General features: G+C 50.9%; 21 protein-coding genes. 10 read left to right on the top strand and 11 right to left on the bottom strand.

Annotation, left to right across the window (positions count from 1 at the left end; translation table 11 throughout):
* The first annotated feature begins 70 nt into the window (after window positions 1–70).
* From PAECUDRAFT_RS09215 to PAECUDRAFT_RS09205, 4 genes are all read left to right on the top strand, one after another.
* On the top strand, window positions 71–1,258 hold the full coding sequence (locus PAECUDRAFT_RS09215) for a glycoside hydrolase family 130 protein (protein ID WP_006037860.1): 1,188 nt from the start codon (window positions 71–73) through the stop codon (window positions 1,256–1,258).
* A 242-nt stretch (window positions 1,259–1,500) separates the two neighbouring features.
* Window positions 1,501–2,607 (top strand): lactonase family protein, encoded by a 1,107-nt coding sequence (locus tag PAECUDRAFT_RS09210; protein ID WP_006037859.1) that lies wholly within the window; start codon window positions 1,501–1,503, stop codon window positions 2,605–2,607.
* Window positions 2,564–2,836, top strand: a complete 273-nt coding sequence (locus PAECUDRAFT_RS25660) for a hypothetical protein (protein WP_144266496.1) — start codon at window positions 2,564–2,566, stop codon at window positions 2,834–2,836. Before PAECUDRAFT_RS09210 ends, PAECUDRAFT_RS25660 begins: the two co-directional genes overlap by 44 nt.
* A gap of 93 nt (window positions 2,837–2,929) precedes the next feature.
* Window positions 2,930–4,048 (top strand): IS110 family RNA-guided transposase, encoded by a 1,119-nt coding sequence (locus tag PAECUDRAFT_RS09205; RefSeq protein WP_006036924.1) that lies wholly within the window; start codon window positions 2,930–2,932, stop codon window positions 4,046–4,048.
* 709 nt (window positions 4,049–4,757) lie between these two features.
* On the opposite strand, the gene PAECUDRAFT_RS25220 is transcribed toward PAECUDRAFT_RS09205, so the two are convergent.
* Both PAECUDRAFT_RS25220 and PAECUDRAFT_RS09185 read right to left on the bottom strand, forming a co-directional pair.
* A protein-coding gene (locus tag PAECUDRAFT_RS25220; RefSeq protein ID WP_085979468.1) for an IS1182 family transposase occupies window positions 4,758–6,109 on the bottom strand; the annotation gives its coding sequence in 2 pieces (ribosomal slippage) (window positions 4,758–5,542 and window positions 5,542–6,109; 1,353 coding nt in all).
* Window positions 6,110–6,230: 121 nt separating this feature from the next.
* Window positions 6,231–6,833, bottom strand: coding sequence for a histidine phosphatase family protein (locus PAECUDRAFT_RS09185; RefSeq protein ID WP_006037856.1), 603 nt, complete (start codon window positions 6,831–6,833; stop codon window positions 6,231–6,233).
* A gap of 193 nt (window positions 6,834–7,026) precedes the next feature.
* Here PAECUDRAFT_RS09185 and PAECUDRAFT_RS09180 point away from each other — a divergent pair, with 193 nt between their 5' ends.
* From PAECUDRAFT_RS09180 to PAECUDRAFT_RS09170, 3 genes are read left to right on the top strand one after another with little or no spacing between them, the layout of a single operon-like run.
* On the top strand, window positions 7,027–8,016 hold the full coding sequence (locus PAECUDRAFT_RS09180) for an ABC transporter ATP-binding protein (protein WP_006037855.1): 990 nt from the start codon (window positions 7,027–7,029) through the stop codon (window positions 8,014–8,016).
* Window positions 8,017–8,018: 2 nt separating this feature from the next.
* Entirely contained in the window at window positions 8,019–8,807 is a 789-nt protein-coding gene (locus tag PAECUDRAFT_RS09175) for an ABC transporter permease (RefSeq protein ID WP_040711973.1), read from the top strand.
* A gap of 4 nt (window positions 8,808–8,811) precedes the next feature.
* Window positions 8,812–9,603 (top strand): ABC transporter permease, encoded by a 792-nt coding sequence (locus PAECUDRAFT_RS09170; RefSeq protein ID WP_006037853.1) that lies wholly within the window; start codon window positions 8,812–8,814, stop codon window positions 9,601–9,603.
* Here PAECUDRAFT_RS09170 and PAECUDRAFT_RS09165 read toward each other — a convergent pair.
* The 6 genes from PAECUDRAFT_RS09165 to PAECUDRAFT_RS09140 form a co-directional block, all read right to left on the bottom strand.
* Complete coding sequence (locus PAECUDRAFT_RS09165; protein WP_040711972.1) at window positions 9,584–10,132, bottom strand: DUF4269 domain-containing protein; 549 nt, start codon at window positions 10,130–10,132, stop codon at window positions 9,584–9,586. The two genes, PAECUDRAFT_RS09170 and PAECUDRAFT_RS09165, sit on opposite strands and share 20 nt — an antisense overlap.
* A gap of 118 nt (window positions 10,133–10,250) precedes the next feature.
* Window positions 10,251–11,498: a multidrug effflux MFS transporter gene (locus PAECUDRAFT_RS09160; RefSeq protein WP_006037851.1), complete on the bottom strand. Its 1,248-nt coding sequence runs from the start codon at window positions 11,496–11,498 to the stop codon at window positions 10,251–10,253.
* A gap of 5 nt (window positions 11,499–11,503) precedes the next feature.
* On the bottom strand, window positions 11,504–11,998 hold the full coding sequence (locus PAECUDRAFT_RS09155) for a MarR family winged helix-turn-helix transcriptional regulator (RefSeq protein WP_006037850.1): 495 nt from the start codon (window positions 11,996–11,998) through the stop codon (window positions 11,504–11,506).
* A gap of 94 nt (window positions 11,999–12,092) precedes the next feature.
* A complete protein-coding gene (locus PAECUDRAFT_RS09150) occupies window positions 12,093–12,395 on the bottom strand; it encodes a hypothetical protein (protein WP_006037849.1) in 303 nt (100 codons plus the stop codon).
* Between the two features lie 465 nt (window positions 12,396–12,860).
* Window positions 12,861–13,382 carry an SRPBCC family protein gene (locus tag PAECUDRAFT_RS09145; RefSeq protein ID WP_006037848.1) on the bottom strand — a complete coding sequence of 174 codons (522 nt, stop codon included), beginning with the start codon at window positions 13,380–13,382 and terminating at the stop codon, window positions 12,861–12,863.
* 85 nt (window positions 13,383–13,467) lie between these two features.
* On the bottom strand, window positions 13,468–13,821 hold the full coding sequence (locus PAECUDRAFT_RS09140; RefSeq protein WP_006037847.1) for an ArsR/SmtB family transcription factor: 354 nt from the start codon (window positions 13,819–13,821) through the stop codon (window positions 13,468–13,470).
* Window positions 13,822–13,946: 125 nt separating this feature from the next.
* Between PAECUDRAFT_RS09140 and PAECUDRAFT_RS09135 the strand changes: the two genes are divergently transcribed.
* On the top strand, window positions 13,947–14,645 hold the full coding sequence (locus PAECUDRAFT_RS09135) for an ankyrin repeat domain-containing protein (protein ID WP_006037846.1): 699 nt from the start codon (window positions 13,947–13,949) through the stop codon (window positions 14,643–14,645).
* A 45-nt stretch (window positions 14,646–14,690) separates the two neighbouring features.
* Window positions 14,691–16,109 carry a hypothetical protein gene (locus tag PAECUDRAFT_RS09130; RefSeq protein ID WP_006037845.1) on the top strand — a complete coding sequence of 473 codons (1,419 nt, stop codon included), beginning with the start codon at window positions 14,691–14,693 and terminating at the stop codon, window positions 16,107–16,109.
* A gap of 405 nt (window positions 16,110–16,514) precedes the next feature.
* On the opposite strand, the gene PAECUDRAFT_RS09125 is transcribed toward PAECUDRAFT_RS09130, so the two are convergent.
* Complete coding sequence (locus tag PAECUDRAFT_RS09125) at window positions 16,515–17,372, bottom strand: CAP domain-containing protein (protein WP_006037844.1); 858 nt, start codon at window positions 17,370–17,372, stop codon at window positions 16,515–16,517.
* Between the two features lie 179 nt (window positions 17,373–17,551).
* A complete protein-coding gene (locus tag PAECUDRAFT_RS09120; RefSeq protein ID WP_006037843.1) occupies window positions 17,552–18,049 on the bottom strand; it encodes a DinB family protein in 498 nt (165 codons plus the stop codon).
* Window positions 18,050–18,305: 256 nt separating this feature from the next.
* Here PAECUDRAFT_RS09120 and PAECUDRAFT_RS09115 point away from each other — a divergent pair, with 256 nt between their 5' ends.
* The gene (locus PAECUDRAFT_RS09115) at window positions 18,306–19,262 is read left to right on the top strand and encodes a CapA family protein (protein ID WP_006037842.1); all 957 of its coding nucleotides are present in this window, start codon (window positions 18,306–18,308) and stop codon (window positions 19,260–19,262) included.
* Window positions 19,263–19,764: 502 nt separating this feature from the next.
* Here the strand turns inward: PAECUDRAFT_RS09115 and PAECUDRAFT_RS09110 are convergent.
* On the bottom strand, window positions 19,765–22,488 hold the full coding sequence (locus PAECUDRAFT_RS09110; protein ID WP_006037841.1) for an alpha-mannosidase: 2,724 nt from the start codon (window positions 22,486–22,488) through the stop codon (window positions 19,765–19,767).
* Window positions 22,489–22,717: the final 229 nt, after the last annotated feature.

Raw genomic sequence — 22,717 nt, 5'->3', positions numbered from 1 at the left:
AATCATATCACAATGGAATAGGACAAGAAAGCTCACTACACCCATTCCAACTCGATAGGAGACGATGAATATGGCAGCATCATTCGAGAGCCGCTTTGAGGCTTTGCATAACGAGCACCAACAGCTGATCGACCGCAAGAACGAGATTGACGGCTTGGGCAACGGCATCGTGGACCGGTATAAATATCCAATCGTAACGGCACAGCACGCGCCGCTGAGCTGGCGTTATGATTTTAATAAAGAAACGAATCCTTTCTTGCAGGAGCGTCTGGGCGTGAACTGCGCGTTCAACCCGGGTGCGATTGAATTGAACGGCAATGTGTATCTGGCGGTCCGCGTCGAAGGCTATGATCGCAAATCGTTTTTCGCGATTGCAGAGAGCAAGAACGGCATCGACGGCTTCAAATTCTGGGATCAGCCTGTCGTGCTGCCAGAGACGGATGAGCCGGATACGAACGTATACGATATGCGCTTGGTTCAGCATGAGGACGGTTGGATCTACGGCTTGTTCTGTACGGAGCGCAAAGATCCAAACGCGCCTGCCGGCGACATGTCGAGCGCGGTTGCGCAATGCGGCATTACGCGGACGAAGGATTTGAAAACATGGGAACGTCTTGCTGACCTGAAAACGCCATCCGCGCAGCAGCGCAACGTCGTCCTGCATCCGGAGTTCGTCAATGGCAAATACGCGTTCTACACGCGTCCTTCCGACGGCTTCGTCGAGGTGGGCAGCGCGGGCGGCATTGGCTGGGGTCTGGCTGACAATATGGAAAACGCGGTTATCGCAGAAGAAATCGTCATCGATCCGAAGCAGTATCATACGATCAAAGAAGTGAAGAACGGCATGGGGCCTGCGCCGATCAAAACGGATAAAGGCTGGCTGACGATCGCGCACGGCGTTCGCAACACGGCGGCAGGACTGCGTTACGTGCTGTATGCGTTCCTCGCGGCGGATCTGAACAAGCCATGGGAAATCACGCACCGCCCGAGCGGCCATCTTATGGCGCCGGAGGGCGAAGAGCGTATCGGCGACGTATCTAACGTTCTGTTCTGCAACGGCGTTGTGGCGCGCGAGAACGGCGAAGTGTTCATCTACTACGCGTCCTCCGACACGCGCTGCCATGTGGCGACGAGCTCGATCGACCAATTGCTGGACTATGTGCTGAATACGCCGGAAGACGGGCTGCGCTCGTATGCCAGCGTACAGCAGCGCATTGCACTGATCGAGCGCAATGCGCAAATCACAGTTAATCGTTAATTACAGGTTGTGCTGTAGAGCAGCAATTCGCCGCGTTGTCGGAGGATTGCTGCTTTTTTAGCGGGAAAACGGAGGGAGGGGAATGTGCATGTGAACGCGCGAACATGAGGGATAGGGGGAATATCCTCTATTCTTTATATTTTATGGGATACAATTGTCTACTTCCCGCCGCTTCGGTTGACTTCCGTACACCCGCCAAGTATGCTGGCAGAAAAACGACCGTATAGGGAGAGGACAACAGGATGCAGCAAGCAACGAACCAAACCATTCATCGTCTCGTCGTAGGCTCATACAACACATCAGAGCATGACGCTATTCATCTGCTAACCTTTGATACAGAGAGCGGCAAGCTGCACCGTGCCGAAGGTCAGGCAGGCGTCGAAAACCCTTCGTTTGTTGCGCTGGATAGCGCTAAACAGAGGCTGTACGCGGTGAGCGAGCTGGGAGAGGGAGCGATCGTGGCTTATCGATTCACTGGTTGTTCGGAGGAGCTTGTCGCGGACAGCAGCTCGCAATCGCCTTCATCAGCGGAAAAGCTCGCAGAGATTAATCGCCAGCCTTCCGGCGGCGATTCGCCTTGCCATCTCGCGCTCGATGCGTCTGGCCAATGGCTGCTGCTCGTCAACTATGGCGGCGGCCCGATCAGCGTCTATCCGATTGGTGCAGACGGCGCAGTAGGACCGGCTTCGCATAGCGTGACCCATACGGGCAGCAGCGTAAATCCGGATCGACAGCAGGGCTCGCACCCCCATTCCATCTATGCGGTACCGCAGACTGATCTCTACCTCGTTAACGATCTCGGCACGGACGCCGTGTACGCGTACCGATTGGATCGGACGAACGGAACGTTATCCGAGCAATCGCGCACGCGCGTTACGCCAGGTACGGGCCCGCGCCATTTGGCATTCCATCCGATTCAGCCTATCGTCTACGTGATCGAAGAGCTGACGAGTGCGATCGCCGTATTCCAGTTGAACGCGGCGGACGGCAGCTTAGCACATCGTCAGACGATTACGACGCTGCCGACGACCTTTACGGGCGAAAATACTTGCGCAGAGGTTGCCGTATCCGCAGACGGACGGTACCTGTACGGCTCGAACCGCGGACATGACAGCATCGCATCATTCCGCATCGGTGAGGACGGCCTGCTCGCAGCAATTGGCCATACGCCATCCGGCGGCCAGTCGCCGCGCCACTTCCAGCTGATCCCCGGCGGCCAGTGGCTGCTGACGGCGAATCAGGAATCTGACCGGGTTGCGGTCCTCGCCATTGATGGCGAAGGCCGCCCGACGTTGACGGATGAACATGTCGAGCTGCGGAAGCCCGTGTGCATCCGCCTGCGCCCATAAGCTGACCGTCGCGTGCATCTCGGGAAAAGGCGAAAGCATCGGCGCGAAGCAGCATGCGGTAGATGGCAGAGGGCGGCGGGCAACACGCGGCAAACGACAGCCGATAGACGGCAGACGGCAGATCGCAGACAACTTGCGGCATACGGCGGGCAGCATACGACGGCGGCTAGAGAACATGCGGAAGACGGCAGGCCGCGGGCGGCTAGCTATGATGAACGTAAATAAGTAACAGCTCTCCGTATTTGCTTCAGGTCGTAGGTTAAAAATGGATAGTGTGAAAACCACCATTTTCAGAGCTACAAGCAAAAGGAGAGCTGTTACTATGCATTCTGCCACAAAATACATCGGTTTAGATGTGTCCAAAGAAAAAATTTCTGTTGCTATTGCTGACGAGGGAAGAGAAGCGCCTCGTTACTACGGAACCGTTGCGCATACCCCGGCTGCCCTTCGAAAACTAATCAAAGAGTTAGGTCCGGCGGGAAGCCTTTCGTTTTGTTACGAGGCTGGGCCGACTGGCTACGAAACCTATCGCTGGATTGAAACAATGGGCGCTAGCTGTGTCGTCATTGCTCCCTCTCTCATCCCGAAACGACCAGGCGATCACATTAAAACCGATCGTCGAGACGCGGTGCAACTCGCTCGACTATTCCGTGCAGGAGAACTGACGCCTATTCATGTTCCATCGCGTGACAGCGAAGCGTTGCGAGACCTTGTTCGTACTCGTGAAGCTGCGAAAGAAGACAAGCACCGCGCTGCACAACGCATTTTGAAGTTTTTGCTTCGTCACCAGATCCATCCGCCCGTAACGATAAAACGTCGGTGGACCAAAAAGTATCGGGAGTGGCTTGGACAGCTTACTTTTGAACAAGAGGCGCTGCAATTTTGCTTTACTGAGATGCTGCATGCCCTCGAAGAAATTGAACAACGCATGGCGCGAATTGAAAAAGCACTATTCCAATTAGGCACCCAAGGCCCTCATGCGTCAATTATTCAGGCCTTGCAGTCCCTGCGCGGCGTCGCTTTGCTTACGGCAATTACAATCGCCGCCGAGATTGACTCGTTTGAGCGCTTCCGGTCACCTGCGCAATTAATGGCCTATTTAGGCTTAGTTCCGCGCGAACACTCGACAGGGCAAAGTGTAAAAAGAGGAGGCATGACAAGAGCCGGCAACCCTCATTTAAGGCGAGCCTTGGTAGAGTCTGCCTGGAGTTACCGTCACCGCCCATCGGTAAAAGGGGAATTGGCAAAACGGTTAGATGGCATGCCGCCCAACTTGCAACTGCTGTCCTGGAAAGCGCAAGAGAGATTGCATAAGAAGTATCGCCGGCTTGTTTTTGGAATGAATAAGCACAAAAATGTGGCAATTGGAGCAGTCGCTCGTGAATTGGCTGGTTTTATATGGGCGGCCGCTCGCACCTGTGACCAAACAAATTTAGCCTAGTTCTAGGCTGTATTCAAACACGCCAGAAAGAAAAACAATCTCGAGCACTAGGCCCGGGAGCAAACGAAGGTTCAAGAGAGAATCCACGTGGTCCGTTTGCACTAAGTTGAAAAACTGAACGTGCGTTGCTAGCTTGTGATCGCTCTCTTTGACGAAGGCATAAAATGTGGTAACCAACCCACGGATAGCAGCGTGCCAACCGTCGCTCGCATATTTGCTCCCGCGCTTAGTGCTTGAGAAACTGCATGGAAATACTGGAGAATTGACTAAAACGTTCATAGCAACGGACCGTACAGCCGTTATTTGGCACATTAGCGCGTCAAAAGATTTCTAACGGACTCAGGAGCCTTTATTCAAGGGAAATGCCCGCATTTGGATCAATATTAAGCCGTATAAGGTCTGCTGGGTCCGTTACAGGTAGAAAAGGCGCATTTTACCCCGAATAGCGCCCCTGAGGTCCGTTACGTTAGCGTTCATACCCAACGGTCATACCCAATGGTCAATGTCTGAGCGAACAGACCTAGCTCCACTAATTAGTAAACGCAAATCCGCCATCGTGGTGCGATAACCAAACCAACCAACAAACAAAAGAGCAGTCATTATGACTGCTCTTTTCAGATTGTGGAGAAACCCACGTTTTTTCAAAACGCTGGGTTTCTCTTTGTTTTATCGAAGCTGTATTTAAAGGCAAAAAGGGTGGTTTAACGCCTTACGCCCTCCTTTCGAGGTGGAGGGCAATCTTTTTCATGTTCTGCACCGCAGCGGTCATCAATGCTTGTTCCATCACGTTGTTTAACCCCCGCAAACGGCAATAGCGAAACCCGTGGAGCTGTTTAGCATCCGCGAAGCTTCGCTCAATCGTTTCTTTTCTCTTTTTGTAGAGCCTTTTGCCCGACTTACTGAGGCGGTTTAATCGCACTTGTTCTTTACTGTCTTCCCAAATATGCCTGGTGATCACTTTTCGTTTTGTTGCGGAACGTGTACATTGCTCCAGCATCGGACATGTTTCACATTGTTTTGGATCCGACGCATAATGCCGGTAGCCATGTCGATCTGTTGTTCGGTATGACAGTTCTTGCTGCTGCGGGCAAACATACAAATCACGTTCTGCATCATAGATAAACTTCCATTTTGGATGTAAGCCTTGTGTGGGATGGAATCGTCGATGTGCAATGACACCAAAAATTTTACGCTTCTCTAATCCTTTGCAAATCGGAGTCGTCAAATAGCCGGAATCCAATGCAACTGCCTCTACTGCAAACCCAAAACGCTGGAGTTGACGGTCTAAACGTGAAAGATATGGCACGGAATCATGGACATTGCCGGCGGTGACGAAAACATCGGTAACAAGGTTGTACTTCACATCAACTGTGCGATGATCCAAGTAGAAGAAGCCTTCCGGCTTACCTTCTCGGTACATATACCCGCTGTCCGGATCAGTCGTGCTAACCTTTACTTCCTTGTCTTCCGTCACCTCCTCCCGTGGTTTTAGCGCTTTTTTCCTTGCGATTTACGGTCTGCTTCTACCGCCGCATTCAGTTCATCCACGTAATCCCGCGTGTTCTGTTGCACTTGCTCTCTCGTGTATTTATGTTTATTCGCATTGGCCTTTACATGAGTTGAATCGGAGATCAGTACACGTCCGCCAATCATTCGATGCGACACAGCCTGAAGTACAATCTCATCAAAAATATCTTGGAACACAGACGTATCTTTGAATCGGGTTCGCCGGTTCCAGCTAATGGTCGTGTGATCAGGGACTCGGTCAGCAAGTCCAAGCCCAAGAAACCAACGATAGGCGAGGTTGGTTTGAACTTCGCGTTCCAACTGACGCTCAGAACGAATGCCGTAGAAGTAACCCAGGAAAATCATCTTGAACAGCACGAGGGGGTCGATGGCTGGACGTCCGTTATCTTGGCAGTAAAGGTGGCGTACTTTCTCATCGATGAAAGAAAAGTCAATATACTTATCAATCTTGCGGAGCATATGATCAGCGGGAACTAAATCTTCAATGGAGACTAACTCATAGTTTTGTTGTTTATCTCGATTAGAACGCAGCATGCGACACCATCCGTTCATAGTTATTACCACTATTATACTATATTAACGCGGTGTCGTGTTAAATTACATGCACATAAGAAAGGCTGCCGAGACTTTCTCGACAGCCTGAAAAGAGCAGTCATTATGACTGCTCTTTTGCGTGCCATTCGATCCGATGCCAGCCGGTTTCGGGTAAGAAATCGGATCTTGATAATCCGGTTTCACCTAATAGGATGCGATAGCTCGTTATGGTCCCGTCATGAGCAATAACATAAACTTTGTTTGCGTTCAGCGTTTGTATCCACTGAAGGAATCGTTGCCCAACAATGCGGAACGCTTCTTCGCTCATAATATTGATGCCGTTCTTCCACAGATCTTCATCCTCTTGATCCGTAATGATAAAGTCGGTGTGCTCGCTTCGAATTAGCGTCAGGGGGTAGACTCGATCACATCTCAAAGCAGAAGCTTCTGGAGACGCGGGGAGTGGGAACATGCGCGGCCCGACTAGCGGGCTAATATATTTTCGTGCATGGAGCAGGCCGCTGGTCATAATCGCTGTGGTTTCGATGGTTCGAATGGTAGGACTAGTGATGAACACATCATTGTGTTGAAATGAAAAAGTTGATTTTAAAAGCGCTGCTTGCTCACGCCCTTTGTTCGTCAATCGAGGGTTTTCGAAATTTAGCCGATCGGGAATGTCAGTGTTATGAATGCCTTGTCCGTGACGAATAAATATGATTTCCATGCGATTCGCTTCCTTTTCCAAGGATATCGCTTATTATATCATAACTATTAAATGTTGCTGGGTATATTTACCGTGGATATTTGTTCTGTTAATATAAATAAATGGCATTTGCGCAAACGTTTGCAGAATCTTGTGAAGTTAGTTGGCAAGTTGGAATATAACGGCTGAATCATTCAACGTGAGGTGACTTTCTATGATTGAAGTATCATCGCTGTCTAAAGAATACAAGATCGTAAAGAAAAAACCAGGGCTTTCAGGAGCAATTAAAGGATTAGTTTCTAGAGAATACAACACGAAGCATGCAGTCAACGATATTAGCTTTTCGATTAATCAAGGTGAAACAGTAGGGTATATCGGTGCCAACGGCGCTGGGAAATCGACAACGATTAAAATGTTATGCGGGATCTTGCATCCTACAAGCGGTGAAGTGAAAATAAATGGTTTAGTGCCTTATAACAATAGGAAGGAAAACGCCAGAAAAATAGGCGCTGTCTTCGGGCAACGAACGCAGTTGTTTTGGGATATTGCCGTTAAAGAATCGTATGATCTGCTCAAGCATATCTATCGAATTCCAGATCAAGAGTATCAAGCGAACCTAGCATATTTCACTGAGAAATTACAGTTAGACGGCTTATTGGACATTCCAGTGCGACAACTTTCGTTGGGGCAAAAGATGAGATGCGAGCTCGCTGCTGCTTTTCTGCATAGTCCATCCATCGTTTTTCTTGACGAACCGACAATCGGATTGGATGTATCCGTCAAAAACCATATCCGATCCTTCATTAAGGAAATGAATGAAACGAAGAAAACGACCGTTCTTTTAACGACGCACGACATGCAGGATATCGAAGAAATATGCAGCCGGATTATTATCATTGATGAAGGCCGGATTTTGTATGATGGCGATCTCTCGTCCATAAAGCACAAGTTTGGGCATAAACGAGTGATTCAATTCGAATTGGATTCCTATGAAACGCTGACGTTCCCCCCATCGATGGAAGAGAAGATCGAGGTAATTGAAAATAAAAGCACAAATTCCGTAATGGTGTCATTCAAACAAGATGAGATCACCTCATCAGAAATCGTAAGCTACATGATGAGCCAATATCAGGTGCGCGACCTCACGGTTAATGAAGTGAAAATCGAAACCATCGTGAAAGAAATTTATGAACGCGGGGTATGAGCATGAATGCATATTGGCAAATGATGAAATCCCAAATTAAACTAGATATTTCTTATTCCGCTTGGTACTGGTCTAAAACAGCCTCTATGATATTCAAACTCATTGTCATTTTCTACTTCTGGTCTGCCGTATATGAAAACACGAACACCATTACCGACATCACATTGGGACAAATGATTACCTATGCTGTTCTGGCCATCATTATGAATAATTACAGCGCCGGAGTCGGAGCATTATTGGCATCCCAAGTCAGAACAGGCGATGTGGCCATTGAATTAATGCGGCCTTATGATGTCATTGGCAAACTGATTTCAATTGACCTTGGACAGAAAGTAACGACTTTCTTTAGAGAAAGCCTTCCCATGCTTCTTGTTGCTTATCTCTTTTTAGGAATCGCGTTTCCCTCTAATGCGCAGCATATGGTGCTGTTTTTGGTAAGTGCATTGTTGGCTATCTTGCTCGGCTCACAGATTGATCTGATTATTGGCGTTTTGGCATTCTATTTTAAATATACGTTTGGTCTTCGAATGATGAAGGGGGCCATATTAGCGCTGTTTACAGGAGCCCTGATTCCAATTTCGTTATTTCCGAATTGGTTGCGATTCATCACGGATGTCCTTCCTTTTAAGTACATGGTATACGTCCCTGTTTCGGTGTATATGGGAACACTCTCTCTATCAGAAACGATCGTCTCCTTACTTATTCAAGCAGGTTGGCTAGTAGGCATTATGGTATTTATTCGAGCCATCTGGTCAGTGGCATTACGTAAAGTAACCATCAACGGGGGGTGAGAAGATGGCGTGGTATTTTCAATTGTATATTAAATTTGCTAAACAGCATTTAAAAGTGATGATGGAATATCGGGCAGACTTTATGATTGGTGTTTTGGCGAATTTGTTCACACAAGGAACCGCTATTATTTTTATTAACATCTTATTTAAGCACGTGAACAGTATCCATGGCTGGGGCTATTATGAGGTCTTATTTATTTATGGAGTGGCGCTATCAGGCAAGGCACTAGAAAATATATTTTTCGATAATTTGTGGAATATCGGGTGGAGGTACATAAAGCCTGGCGATTTTGACCGCATATTGTTAAGGCCGGTAAGTCCTTTATTCCATATTGTCGCTGATCGCTTGCACAAGGATGGGTTTGGTTCGCTTATTGTCTCATCTATCGTTCTGCTTACAGCAATGAATCATCTTCAACTGGAGTGGTCGGGGATGAACGTGTTTATATTGATACTATTTATTATCTCCAGTGGGCTGATCTACGCAGCTGTAAACTTGTTTTTTGGTTCCCTGTCGTTTTGGATGGTGGATAGTCTCCCGATTATGGAAGCTGTCAACAATTTAAGCGAGTTTGTTCGTTATCCGATGACCATCTATAAGAAAGGTATTCAGTTTGTTTTAACTTTCGTTATTCCGTATGGCTTTACAGCCTTCTACCCAGCAGCTTATTTTATTGAACAATCGGGATTTAGTTATTATTCGTATCTTACTCCACTAGTCGCTGTTGCTTGCTGTCTTATTGCCTATTCTTTCTGGCATAAAGGGCTTCGGGCATTTACAAGTACAGGAAGCTAAGGGGAAAACCTAATTCCTTGCCGAACGCAAGAAGTGCTTCATAAGGATCGCCTTCCAATCCGAACACTTGGGCAAAGGCTGGCTCCGTCTTTATCCCTGATTCTTTCAATCGGATAATCTCGGCTCTTATGTGAGGGTGACGGGTGAGTAAGTGATGTTCGATAAGCATGTGGAGGTAAGCGTACTGCTGCTCAATCGCTTGGGGCTGGGCGAACAATTCGAAGGCAAAGCCGCCAAATTCAAAGTTAGCTTTTATGACGGGTGTGTTTCTTATCGTTTTTTCTTTCAAGACAAATTTGTCATAGCCACCATATAAGTTGGCAGCCTGCTGCTTAAACGTCTCAAAATCATAAACCTCCATGATGATATCCAGATCGGAGCCCTCTACATTAATGGAGATGGGTATTGTTCCACATAAAACGGGACTGTAGGGAGCCAAGTCACGCATGATTCCCAGTTCGTTCAACAGGTAGAATACGCGTTGCTGCGTTGTATTTCCGGATTTTAAATAAGTAATCGATGTAAAAATAAGCTGTCCTCCTCATCGTTTTCATTTCATACTTATTCACTATATCAGCCGTTGAGGCTGCGCTCAAATATAAAAAGCTACCCTCAATTAAAATTAAACGGGGGTAGCTTTTCTGTTCTCAACCTCGACGCGCTCTCTCTGCACGCACGATCATAAGCAAGTAAACCACTATCGCGCCGACATCCGTCGCCGCAATGACGATGCCCATCGGCAGCGCCGTGCCGCTGCCAGCGATGCCGACTAGCGGTGCTATAAGCGCGCCGCCGAGCATGGACATGAGCCCTTGCAGAGCGGAGGCGCTGCCTGCGGATTGCCCTTGCTTTTGCATAGCTAGGGAAAAGGCAGTCGTGCCCACGAGCCCTACGCTCGAGACGACCATGAACAGCGGGGGCAGCACTGCGCCTAGCGGAGCGTGCGCCACAATCATGGCGAGCAATGCAAGGCCGCCGACCGCTGCATACAGCAAGCTGTACAAGAGCAGCTTCGATTCGCTTACTCGTCCGGCGAGCTTGCCCACGAGCTGCCCGGCAAGTACGATCCCGAGGCCGTTAGCTGCAAAGATAAGGCTGAACGTCTGCGGCGATGCGCCGAATAAGTCCTGAATGACGAATGGCGAGCCGGAAATATAGGCAAACATCGCGGCAGTCACAAGCCCTTGCGTCAACGCATAGCCCATGAAGCTGCGGTCGCGCAGCAGGCGGCCGAAGGTGGAAAGGGAGTTGCCCAGCCCGCTCTTCGAGCGCTTCTCCCGCGGAAGCGTTTCGCCAAGGCCGAATAACACGGAAGCCAGCATAACGACGCCGATCAGGCCAAGCACAACGAAGATGCCGGACCAAGAGGTGAACTTGACCATCTGGGCGCCGAAGATCGGTGCGGCGATCGGTGCGACGCCGTTGACGAGCATAAGCATGGCAAAAAACTTCGTCATCGCCGTACCGCTGTACATGTCGCGGACGACTGCCCTTGCGATTACGATGCCAGCCGATCCGCCCAGCCCTTGAATGAAGCGAAGCGCGATGAGCGTTTCAATTGACGTACTGATTGCACATAGAAACGAGGTGACAGCGAACAGCAGCAATCCAATCAGAAGCGGCAAACGGCGGCCGCGCACATCGCTAATCGGGCCTGCGACGAGCTGGCCGACGGCAAGCCCGATCAGGCATGCGGTCAAGCTTAATTGGCCGAGCGATGCGCTGGCGTTTAAGTCATCCGCTAGCTTTGGCAGCGTCGGCAGGTACATATCGAGCGAAAGCGGGCCGAAGGCGGACAACGATCCTAGAATAAGAATGATGCCGAGGCGGCGTTTTGAACGCTTGGAATCCGTGGAGTCTATTTGTTTAATCGTTGGAGTTCGGTTCGTGTTCATAAGCATCAATCCTTATTTTCTTGATGGGGTGACAGGGAAGTCGGATTAGGCCGAAGCTCTTTATGCGCTGACAAATTATCATGCACGCGCTGCAGCATTTGGCGGAACAGCTGTTGCTCCTCTGGAGAGAAGCCTGCAAAGCTGATCTGTTCGATTTCGCCGAGCGCGTCATTCACGGCCGCCGCGGCCGCCCTTCCTTGATCAGTCAAATAAACGCGGGACACGCGGTAATTGACCGCATCGGGCAGGCGCTTCACGAGCGAAGCTTTCTCCATTCGGCCGATCATCACGTTCAGCGTTGCAGGCTGGAGGTTCACTAGCGCTGCCAAATCTTTCTGAATCTGCCCATCCTGCGCCGTTAGCCTGGCTAGAACAGGTGGTTGTCCGGGCGAGACACCTAGCGGCTGCACATGGGCATCGACATGCTGCCGATGCAGGCGGTAGACGTGGACCAACAGGTGCATCGTCGCCTGCGAGAACTGAAACGAATGTGATGTCAAGCTGACAACCTCCATTAGCTAGCTAATTGATAATCATTGTAGGGGGTGATGATGATTATGTCAATGCGAGGACAAGGGGGTGTTCCCCCAGTCCTTAGCTGTCTTTGCCAATAATGTCATGAATGAATTTAAGTGCAGTATCCGGACCATTCAAATGATAAGTGTCTACGTACGTATCAAAAATGCCGACGAGGATGCGTATGCGTTCCTTGTCCAGCGCATGCACTTGGATGGCCTGATCAATAACGGTATTAACCGCTCTAGTAAACTGGTCGATGCTCATTTCACGTTTATATGTCTTCTTAACGCGGTAAATTTCCTCTACAAAATTTGGAAATACCTCCGACAGCAGCTCGCCCTCAGCTTTCATCTCATGCAGTTCTATCAACCGTTTCATATTATGAACCCCCGTTCTGATCGAAAAAGTGCCCAATCCTCGTGGAAGGATGGGCACTTTCTCGGGCTTAAAGCAACAACAAGATCATTGCTAGTTAATAATACTATGATTAGTAATAAATTTCAATAATCTGGAACGCAACATAATGATTTTTTAAGTTGTAATTCCAACAACTAAATTTTATTTAAAACATTTCCCCGCGGAGTTGGGAGGTAGATACGAGGAGATTTGTTTCTTAAGGACGATAACGGTACGGTCCGAGGGGGGATTTTAGGATTTAGCTTATTAAGCGAGAGATTCATACTTGCAGGGGCAGCTGTACAAGGAATGATTTTTCAAATTTATAAACAGGCTACAGCGCGGCGTTTTCGAGCGAATCTATTCCGCAAAAAGAAGGCTAAAACCGGAGGTCCGGTCTCAGCCTTCTGCTTTGGATATGGAGGATACGGGTTAAAACAGGCAGACTTACGCTTGCACGCGCTCCAAGTAACCTTCGAGCTGTGCGAACGTGCCGCCGAAGCCTTGCTGCATCGAGCTGTGGCCTTCGATGAACGTACGGATTTCTTCTTCTGTCGCATCAACGGGGATGCCGCGCATGGCGATTGTCGTTTTACCGTCTTGCTCCGTGAACACGAGCGTGCTCTCCACGACCAGCGGCCAGGTTTCGCTGACAGGATGGCGCGTAATGCTGCCTTCGGCATCGGAGAAGGAGGTGGTGAAGACAAGCTTCTCCGGCGCGTTTATTTCAAGATAGACGATGCGGCCCCACATTTCGAAGCCTTCCGGCGAGCGCATGCTGTAATGGAATACGCCGCCTGGCCGCGGGTCCATCTTGGCAACGCCTAATTCGAAGCCCGTCGGTCCCCACCATTGTGACAGATGCTCAGGCTCGGTCCATACCTTGAATACGAGCTCCCGCGGAGCGTTGAATACGCGCGTAAGTTCAAATGCGGCTTCGTCTAAGCTGGTTGTGTGATTGGCAGGCATTTCGATTCCTCCAAATTCGTAAAAGTATGGCTGGATGCCACCTTCTTGCGATTCATTTTGGCGCCTTGTTGCGGGATTGCGTTTGTTATGGTTGCTTAGGGTCTTGCTTGCTGGCGTTCTGATGGTTAGCTTTGCCTTGCAGCTCGAGCAAATACGCATCCAGCCGGTCGAAGCGATCCTCCCACATGCGTCGGTAAGAGCCCAGCCACTCATCTAGCTCCTGAAGGGGCTTGGGCTGCAGCTTATAGATTCTCCGATTGGCCTCCGGCTGTACTTCGACGAGGCCGGCGCTCGTTAATACGCGCAGATGCTTGGATACTTGAGGCTGGTTAAGCTCGAGCCGATCGGCGATCTCTCCTACGGGGAGCGGACCGTCGAGCAGAAGCTCAACAATGTGCAGGCGATTAGGCTCGGCCAGAGCGGATAGTGTTGATTGCATGGAATGAATGTATCCTATTTGGAATATGCCTGTCAAGGCATATAGATGAACAAATTTCTGTCGTAAATGTGCCAAAAAACGGATATGATGGATAGAACGAACGTATAACGGGGAGAGCTGCCGATATGAAAACAGCAGTTTTGCAGGACCAAATGATGCTAGCAATAAAACAAAAGGATAAAGCAGCAGTGTGTCAACTAATCGTCGAGCAAGGTCTGGAGTTGAATCCGCTTTCGGCGGAAGGGACGTATTTAAGCTGGGCATGGGGAAGGTTTGGCGGCTATGATTTTGAGCTGATTCAGCTGCTCATCGAGCATGGCGCGGAGCTGAACGATCCCAGTTTCCCGGCTATTGTGTGTGCGGCGGGGCGAGGCAAATTAGAAGAGCTGAAGTACGTGCTAGACCGGGGAGCGGACGTAAATGCGGCGAATCCGCTGGGCCATTCGGCCATGTGGCATGCGGTTTACGGAGAGTTCGTGGAGGAAGCGGAATTGCTGCTGGAAGCGGGACTGCGTCTGGATGTGCATGGGGAGAAGTCGCTCGTGCTGGCAGCCTCGATCGGCAGCCTGCCTTTCGTGAAGCTGCTCGTTGAGCGCGGCGTTCCGGTGGACGGCTTGGGCGATAAGGACGGGGACGGCGGCGCGCCGCTTCATCAAGCTGCAATGTACGGGCATCTTGAAGTCGTCCAATATTTGCTCCATCAAGGGGCAGATGTTACGGTTCGCAACAATTATGGGCAGACGGCGCGGGATGTAGCGGAGCTTAACGAGCAGGCGGACATCGCAGCCCTATTGAAGAGCATGACGGATGGCTTTGTGGAATAACATCATCTAACACCTATTGCGAGATAACAGGGGAGTCCAACACACGTGAACAAATGGATCGTACGCATGGCTTTGCTTATCGGTTTAACCGTATTAATTACCGCTTGCAGCGAGAACTCTTCGACCGAAGAAACGGGCAAGGACAAGCAGGCGGAAGCTGTTTCGGCTGTGCCGAAGGAGCAGCAGGATGCGGCGGGGGATACGTCTGCTGAACCGGTTGATGCGGCAGCTGAGCAGAAGAAGGATCGGGTCATAACGGACATTGCGGGGTGGGAGCACCCCGTCAAGGCGATTTTGCAGGACAAGCCGTATGAGCTGTCTGAAGTGGAGCTGTCTCAGGATGGAACATACCCGACGTTCTATGTTCATTATCCGAACGGAGGAGCGCTGAAGGATTCGGCGGCGTTCCAGCAAGTGCTCATGAAGATCGGCAAGGCGAATGGGTACTGGGATTTTACGTTGAAGAACGAGCAGGATAACATAGCGGTACAAGTACATTTTGATAAGACAAAGAAGCGGCTGGCGTCCATTCTTGTAAACGGTGAAACGTATGAGCTAGGGCAGTCAAACGTGAAGAATGGCGAAGTTGTGCGGACAGCTAACGGAGTGATTGTGCCTCGTAAGTACGTGGATTATTTGAAAAATATTAAGCTGGATGTGCAGCAGTTGAGCTTTTTCCAAGAAGCGGATTTGGATGGCGATGGCGTGCAGGAGGCTATTGTTAGATCCGATTATAATAATAATGTATACGTTATGCAGGTGGATGCGAAAGGCAAGGTTAAACAGCTCGGCGAATCAATTAGCATGGGCTATGAAGTCTATGAAGTAGCGTTGGTTTACTTGCAAGATCGGCCGGAGCCAGTCATTAAATTAGGGTTAGGGATGGGGAGCGGTTGGGGATTCGAGCTGGTAACGCTCAAAGATAAGGTGCCTGAAGTGCTTGTGTACTCTGCATCTGCAACGGGATCAGGCGAGGATGAATTGGTGGATTCGAATCATGATGGGAAGATAGACGGATATACGCAAGCCCGTTACAGCTATGATGTGTTAAATTACGGTGTGCTCCGAACATTTAAGCTGCAGCATGGCGGGTTCCAGCAGGTTTCTACATCCGTTGATCCAGGTGAGTATCCCAATACTGTTAAAGGTGTAGTTGGGCATTATTTTGCACTTAGGATGATCGATGACGGATATTCAGATAAAATAAAGAAGCGGTTGAAGGAACTATTCCCATCGTGTACTTCCCGCCAGAAGGCATTGCTTACGACCGAGTGGAGAGAGGCAATTGCTATAGAGTCGGGTGGAGCGAACGCCTTCTTCGATGAGGACAGTAAATTTATTTCCGATACACAGGATAAGAAGAAAAGCACGGCTACAGTCCAGCTTACTTATTCAGGGCTGAACAAGCTGATCATTCAGCTTGTGCTGAAGGATGGCAAGTGGACAATAACGGATATGAAGTAAAGTCATCAACCGCTCCTATGTGCCTGCCCCATTGTAGTTCGTGCAATGGCATACGTTCATGTGCCGCAGACGAGAGCTGCCGTTGCATACCGTGCAAGGAGTAAACGGCAAATTCTGCAAATGACATGCCGAGGAGCGTTTTTGACCATTTCTTGTTGTACGATTTGCAATGAGGGGCCATATTCCAAGCTATGTGCTGATATATCATTGTACAAACTGCAATGACAAGTGCTGCTTGGTGCGTAAATGTGCTGTGCATCAGCAGCACACAGCAGCAGCAACTCCCGAAGCAGCAACTAACTAACAGCTAGGCGGCAGGTGGTCGACCTTCTATGTATAAAACCGAGCAGCGTAGGGACTCTAATCCTTACGCTGCTCTTTTTTCAAACTTGTACTAAACCAATATTAGCCCGTAAATTCCTGAACCCAAGCGCCGTTGTAGTAGCCGACGCCGATTTTCGTATAACCGTTTTTCAAAATGTTGGCGCGGTGGCCCGGGCTGTTCATCCAGTCGTTCATAACCTGCTCTGGGCTCTGTTGGCCCTTCGCGATGTTCTCGCCTGCTGTACGGTAAGTGATGCCGAACTTCGCCATCATGTCGAACGGCGAACCGTATGTCGGCGAGTTATGGGAGAAGTAGTTGCTATTAATCATATCTTTGGCTTTAACCAAAGCCATATTTGCCAATGCGCTATCCATTGTTAAAGCCGGGAGGCCTGCATTTTTACGCTGTACGTTCACGAGCTCCAGCACCTTAGTTGCATTTGCGCTGGCAGGCGCGTTCGTAGAAGGCGTTGATGGTGCTGGTGTTGACGGCGTGCTTGGCGCTGGCTTCGACGGATACGAAGTCGACGGGTTGCTCGGATACGATGGGTAAGACGGATAAGAGCCTGGATTGTTCGGATTGAAGTTTCCAATATTGCCGATATTGCCGATGTTTCCAATGTTGCCCAAACCGGCGCCATTGCCGCCGATTACGATCCAACGCTGCTGCGAACCATATTGCGGCGTTGACAATGACTTGAGCGACGAGCCTTTCGTTGCAATGGATGAAGCTTGCGTAGTTCTGAGCGAGTGCGGCGTCGATTTCATCGCATAGTTCGGCGAAGTCGACCTGGTCATGTAGTCTGGTGTCGTTGATCTCGTCATGTAGTTCGGTGACGTCGATTTGGTCGTGTAATTCGGCGTGTTATCGACCTTGTGCATGGAACAGCCTGTTGCTGCGAGAAGAATGACACTTACGATTGCGACAACCTTTTTCATCGGATTAGCACCTCGTTTTGAGAGTATCGGACGAGATTAATGTCCCCGCGAACGAATGCCGTTATGCTGTGAAGATATGGAGCGGACCCGTGGGAATGGGCGGATTTGCGGCATAGCAAAAAAGGGAACCGCCGCGGCTCCCTTTTAATGTCATGCGTTAATGTCCTTGTAGCGCGTTGTTACACTGGCGCTGGCATGCCGAACGCTTTCCACTCTTCCTTGGTCGGTCCATACAAGCCGATAATCGGAAGCCCTGCCTGCCGCATCAGAATCGTAAGCTGCCCGCGATGATGCACCTCATGCTTTAAGAACGCCGATAGCGTATAGCCGATTTTCCAAGGCTGGTTGAACGTCGTCACCGTGCGCTGCAAATCTTCATCCGTCAGTTGTGTCTGGATCGCTTGGAGCAAAGACTGGGCAGCGTTCAGATAAGTCCGGGCAATTGTTTCTGCCGATTCCGGCGCAGGGCTTCTGTCAGGCGGGCCGTCGAATTGCAGGCCGGTCGGTTCAAAAATGCCGTGGCTCGGCACAAGATGCCAAGCTAAGAAACCAAGCGTGCGCCCTTCCGGCGTAACGCGCTGCTGAAGCGCCTCATCCTTAATCAGTTGAAGCAGTTTATAGGTGTTGTTCGATTCCACTGTATATTCCTCAATAAAGTTTTGGATGTTTGTGAACATGCCGTCGCCTCCTCAATTTGTTCTTACATGCCTCACTATACTAGGCGGCTGCGACAACAGTATGTCAGTGTTTGATGGGCTGAATCGAATTTTTGCCATAGGACATCTTTTTTTATATCGCGGGTTTGTTTTGCAATGGGAATATTGGGCTTGCTTCCTGCAGCAAATGCTATCTTTGGGCGGGAGCTTTTGCCTGGCGGGACATATAGATAACATAAACTTTGTGATATTCATCCATAGGGGGCTAACCAGAACCATGGCTTCAATTACGGTTGCGGCGATCGGCGATTTGCTGATGAAAGCGCCCATTATTGCATCTGCGCGCAAATCCAAGACCAATTCGTATGCTTTCGGGCCGATGTTCGCGAAGGTTGCGCCGTCGCTGCGGAATAATGATATTATGATCGGCAACTTGGAGACGACGTTTTCAGGCACGCCTAAGCAGCTAGGCAAATACGAGACCCGGGCCCCTCGAACCGGATACCCGGCGTTCAATTGCCCGGATACGCTGGCCTCAACCTTGAAACGCTGCGGTTTTGATCTGATGACAACTGCCAACAACCATTGCATGGACGGCGGATCGGCAGGGCTTAGGCGCACACTGCGCATTCTCGACCAGCATGGGCTGAAGCATACGGGGACGGCCCGTACGCCCGCCGAATCCCGCAAGAAGACGATTATTACGGCAAAAGGCATCCGCGTCGGCGTGTTGTCGTACACGCTAGGCACCAACTCGATCCCGGTGCCGAAGCCGTATATGGTGAATAAAATTTACGAGAAGAAAATGATCGCCGATCTGGCTTCGCTTCGCCAGCGGACCGACTTCATCATCGTTTGCGTCCATTTCGGCAAGGAGTTTCAGCGGACGCCGAATGCAAAGCAGCGGCATATCGTCCAGCTGCTGTTCAGGAACGGAGCGAACGCGGTGCTGGGCGCGCATCCGCATGTGCTGCAGCCTGTTGTGCTGAAGAAGGTAACCGATAAGCGGGGCGTGACGAAGCGCCGAGTGGCGGCATATTCGCTCGGCAATTTCATTTCGACGAAGCTTCGCAAAAACCCATACACGCAGCAAGGCCTTATCCTGAAATTAAAAATTCACAAAGACGCGCAGGGACGCACTGATCTGACGGGGATTACGCGCGTCCGTACGAAGGTGCGGACCAGCGTGGTGAACGGAAGGAAAGTGTACCGAGTCGTACCGGCAGGTAATTAGCGAAAGTGAAGCGCCAAGGGCTGGGGGCTGTCCCAAAAGTCATCGCCAATAGATGGTTAGCTCAGTTTTTTCATTTGTTACAAATGCGCAAATGCACCTCATGGTGCTGCTATAAGAGGACCATTGCCATGCCGTTGCATTATGTACAATGAGAAAGGCAAGAGTGGCCCGCCCCGAAGGTTCCCATTGCAGTTCATGCAACGAGATACGGTCCAGAAGAACCAAGCTTTGCCCAAAACGTAGAAAACCGCATTTTCCGTTGCACCATATGCAAGGATGTCTCCTCACTTCCGCATTCGAGTTGATTCTATTGTACGAACTGCAATGAGCAGGCTGCTGCACGCACCAAGCCGACAAACCGACAAACCGACTTTAAATACGCGTACGCCGCAGCCGTACACAATCAAACAAACGCCCAAACGCAACATTGCAAAAATAAGGGGTGTCCCCCAGCCGCTATGGCTTTCGGGACACCCTTTATTATTCGTAATGGCGCAGCGATCTACGATTGCTTGATGCCGAACGTCGAAATGGCATAGCCGCCAATGGCTGCTGCTTGCGCAGCGAGCGGTTCGCCCGCTTGTTCGAGCACATTGCTCGCGTAGAGGCTGCCGGGAGCCACGTCTTCGAGAGCAAGCTCGGTCGCCGCTTCGGACAGGTTGTACCAGCGCGCCATCCAGTCGCCGCTCGCTTCGCCTACCTTCAAGCTGGAGAACGCAAGACGTTCGCCCTTCCAATCAAGGAAGCTTTCACGTACACTCAGGGAGCCCGCATGAATGCTTGTCAATGCGACTGTGTTCGGTACTTGGAACCGATAAGCCTCTTGATAAGCGTCGAATCGCCGCTCGCCGCCATGCGGAATGACCATCCACTCGGCGTATTGCTGGCCGATGCACTGCGCGTCCGGCGTCGGGAACACGCCCCAGTCGCCAAGCTCGCCAACGCTGCGCAGCAGCGTAACGGCCATCGTGCCTGAGCCGTCCTGCAGCACCTCGTATTCGTTCAGTCCTTTGCCTGCAACGACAAGCCCGCGGCTGTCGTCATGCACATCGATGAACGCCTGCATATGCTGGCAGTTGCTCGGGTTTTGCCATTCCGGCGCAGGAGTTGTGTAACGCTCCGCCACCTCGAAGATGGAGTCGGCAAAATGCGTAGCCGCATCGACGCCGGCAGGCACGAGCACCCGCAGGCGATGATCCTTGCTCTGATTGTCGATGTCGGCGCGAACGCGAACGCCTTTGCCCGAACGATCAAGGCTGATTCTCGTCGTAATGCGAAGCGGAACAAACCGGCCGGAGCGCCTAGCTTGCCGCACTTGGAACGGCACCATCGTCGCAACCTCGGCTGCAAGCCGCTCGTCCGCCGATTCCGATACCATTAACGTGTGAACGATCTCGAAGGCTGCCCGATAAGGCGTATCTTCCACGAGACGGATTTCCGCAGCAGCTCCTTGCGATGTAACGGCGACATCGCCATGCGGCTGCATGAAAATATATTCGTTGCCGATGTCGCCAACGTTCTCGTAGACGCCAAGCCCGGCATAAGCTTCGCCGGCGCGCTTATCGAACAGGTCATAGCTGCCGTCATCTTGGATGACGACGCGAATCAAGCCGTTCTCCAGCGTGCGGCTGCCTGTCACGAGAGACGAAGCATCCGCCGGTGCCGCCTGTTCACCCTGATCCGGCACCCACGCATAGGTATCGAAGCCGATGGCCGGGAGCGTATCGGTCTCGAATGTAAGCTGGAGAGCACGGGCATAATAGGGTGCCCGGAATTTGTCCTTCGGCAGGTCATAGCCGAAACGAACGCCGAGATCGACGAGCGTATAGGCAATCCGTTCACCTTTGCTGTTCACGAGGTAACCTTGCGCGTGCGTCCGGTCGGTCACTTCCTGCGCGACGGCGATCGGGTTTTCGCTTTGATTGAAATAACGCTTCGACCATTCGACCTCGACCGTTACGACGTTCTTGCCCTCATAGCCGCTGGAGGACAATACGAGGAATGGCACAGCAGCTGCGCCATAAGCGGAGAAGCTGGACGTGTCTGCTTCCGCCGCGATGAACTTCGCGCTTTCCTCCGTCAGCGCACGGGCAACCTCGGTGCTCTTGGCGAACCGGGTTTTCATCTCATGATACACTTCATCGACGCTGCAGCCGCAAATGCTGTCATGCGGATGGTTCTGCATCAGCGTTTTCCATGCATATTGCAGCAGGGCATGCGGGTAAGGCTTGCCGAGGCGCTGCGCAACAGCCGCGAGCGGCTCCGCGACCTTCTCCAGCATCGTCTGGTTTTCCGTGTTAAGCTGCTTAATATAGACGCGGGCAGATGCGGTGTTGGCAAGCGTGAACCAGCCGTCCGTCCGCTGTCCGCGAAGCTCGCCGCGCGTGACGCTAAGCTTCTCCGGCAGGGTAGCTTGAACCGCCGATACATAATCATCGAAGTTGGAATGAATGAATTCATAGTCGGGATACAGCTCTCTTGCGACGCGAATCGCTTCGGACAGATCGGTCTGCACCGGCTGGTGATCGCAGCCGTTCATCAGCAGCAGATGAGGCGTCGACGCGTATCGCTCCGCCGCTGCGATTCGATGATCCCAATAGCGCTTCGCTTCTTCCCGGTCAACTGGAATTTCCATGCCGTTGTTATACCAGTTCGCGAACAGAATGCCCAGCACGCGGGAGCCGTCAGGCGATTCCCAGTAGAGCTCGGAGAATGGCGATTCCAGGCTCGCGCTGTCTTCGACCTGATTGTTGAAGCCTGTTGCCTTGACGCCGCGTCCGAAGACGGCGGTATCGATGCCGGCTTGGCGCAAAATTTGTGCGGCTTGCCCCATATTGCCGAACGAATCGGGAAAGTAGCCCAGCTTGGAAACCGGGCCGAAGCCTTCCGCGTCGCGATGGCCGATTTGCAGGTTGCGGATGTTCGCTTCGCTGCTGGTCAGAAACTCATCCTGAAGAATATACCAAGGCCCGGCGGACAGCTTGCCTTCTTGAACGAGCTGCTCAAGCAGTGCTCTTTTCTCCGGATAGATTTGCAAATAATCCTCTAGCACAATGGTTTGACCGTCAAGATAGAAGCTGCGGAATTCAGGATCCTCCTCGAACGTTTGGAGCAGCGTATCCATTGTTTCGATCAGCTTGACGTGATGGGCTTCGTAAGGCATATACCATTCGCGGTCCCAGTGCGTGTGGGATACGATGTGAATGACGGGCTTGCTTGCGTTCATGGGCAGTCCTCGTTTCGTAGATAGTAGTCGGATATGGCTGTAATTATAAGAAACGCCCCTCACCGCCCACAATGAGACAAATACAAACTTTCACGGGCATGCTTATCGTATCGCTCACGCCGGTTTCACGCCGCTGAAGATAGCTTGGATCGCCCCATGCCAATTTAAGATTGCCTCATTGCGTGTTTCGCCGCGAGAAACTACAATTACGTATTAAGATATTTCATCA

Source organism: Paenibacillus curdlanolyticus YK9 (genome assembly GCF_000179615.1).
In the GTDB taxonomy this organism is placed as follows: Bacteria; Bacillota; Bacilli; order Paenibacillales; family Paenibacillaceae; genus Paenibacillus_T; species Paenibacillus_T curdlanolyticus.
This window is presented reverse-complemented; position numbering and strand designations above follow the sequence as displayed.

Bases quoted from the DNA above. Each gene is read 5' to 3' on its own strand.
- PAECUDRAFT_RS09215 (WP_006037860.1), top strand. From the start codon at position 71: ATGGCAGCATCATTCGAGAGCCGCTTTGAGGCTTTGCATAACGAGCAC.
- PAECUDRAFT_RS09210 (WP_006037859.1), top strand. From the start codon at position 1,501: ATGCAGCAAGCAACGAACCAAACCATTCATCGTCTCGTCGTAGGCTCA.
- PAECUDRAFT_RS25660 (WP_144266496.1), top strand. From the start codon at position 2,564: ATGTCGAGCTGCGGAAGCCCGTGTGCATCCGCCTGCGCCCATAAGCTG.
- PAECUDRAFT_RS09205 (WP_006036924.1), top strand. From the start codon at position 2,930: ATGCATTCTGCCACAAAATACATCGGTTTAGATGTGTCCAAAGAAAAA.
- PAECUDRAFT_RS09185 (WP_006037856.1), bottom strand. From the start codon at position 6,833: ATGGAAATCATATTTATTCGTCACGGACAAGGCATTCATAACACTGAC.
- PAECUDRAFT_RS09180 (WP_006037855.1), top strand. From the start codon at position 7,027: ATGATTGAAGTATCATCGCTGTCTAAAGAATACAAGATCGTAAAGAAA.
- PAECUDRAFT_RS09175 (WP_040711973.1), top strand. From the start codon at position 8,019: ATGAATGCATATTGGCAAATGATGAAATCCCAAATTAAACTAGATATT.
- PAECUDRAFT_RS09170 (WP_006037853.1), top strand. From the start codon at position 8,812: ATGGCGTGGTATTTTCAATTGTATATTAAATTTGCTAAACAGCATTTA.
- PAECUDRAFT_RS09160 (WP_006037851.1), bottom strand. From the start codon at position 11,498: ATGAACACGAACCGAACTCCAACGATTAAACAAATAGACTCCACGGAT.
- PAECUDRAFT_RS09150 (WP_006037849.1), bottom strand. From the start codon at position 12,395: ATGAAACGGTTGATAGAACTGCATGAGATGAAAGCTGAGGGCGAGCTG.
- PAECUDRAFT_RS09145 (WP_006037848.1), bottom strand. From the start codon at position 13,382: ATGCCTGCCAATCACACAACCAGCTTAGACGAAGCCGCATTTGAACTT.
- PAECUDRAFT_RS09140 (WP_006037847.1), bottom strand. From the start codon at position 13,821: ATGCAATCAACACTATCCGCTCTGGCCGAGCCTAATCGCCTGCACATT.
- PAECUDRAFT_RS09135 (WP_006037846.1), top strand. From the start codon at position 13,947: ATGAAAACAGCAGTTTTGCAGGACCAAATGATGCTAGCAATAAAACAA.
- PAECUDRAFT_RS09125 (WP_006037844.1), bottom strand. From the start codon at position 17,372: ATGAAAAAGGTTGTCGCAATCGTAAGTGTCATTCTTCTCGCAGCAACA.
- PAECUDRAFT_RS09120 (WP_006037843.1), bottom strand. From the start codon at position 18,049: ATGTTCACAAACATCCAAAACTTTATTGAGGAATATACAGTGGAATCG.
- PAECUDRAFT_RS09115 (WP_006037842.1), top strand. From the start codon at position 18,306: ATGGCTTCAATTACGGTTGCGGCGATCGGCGATTTGCTGATGAAAGCG.
- PAECUDRAFT_RS09110 (WP_006037841.1), bottom strand. From the start codon at position 22,488: ATGAACGCAAGCAAGCCCGTCATTCACATCGTATCCCACACGCACTGG.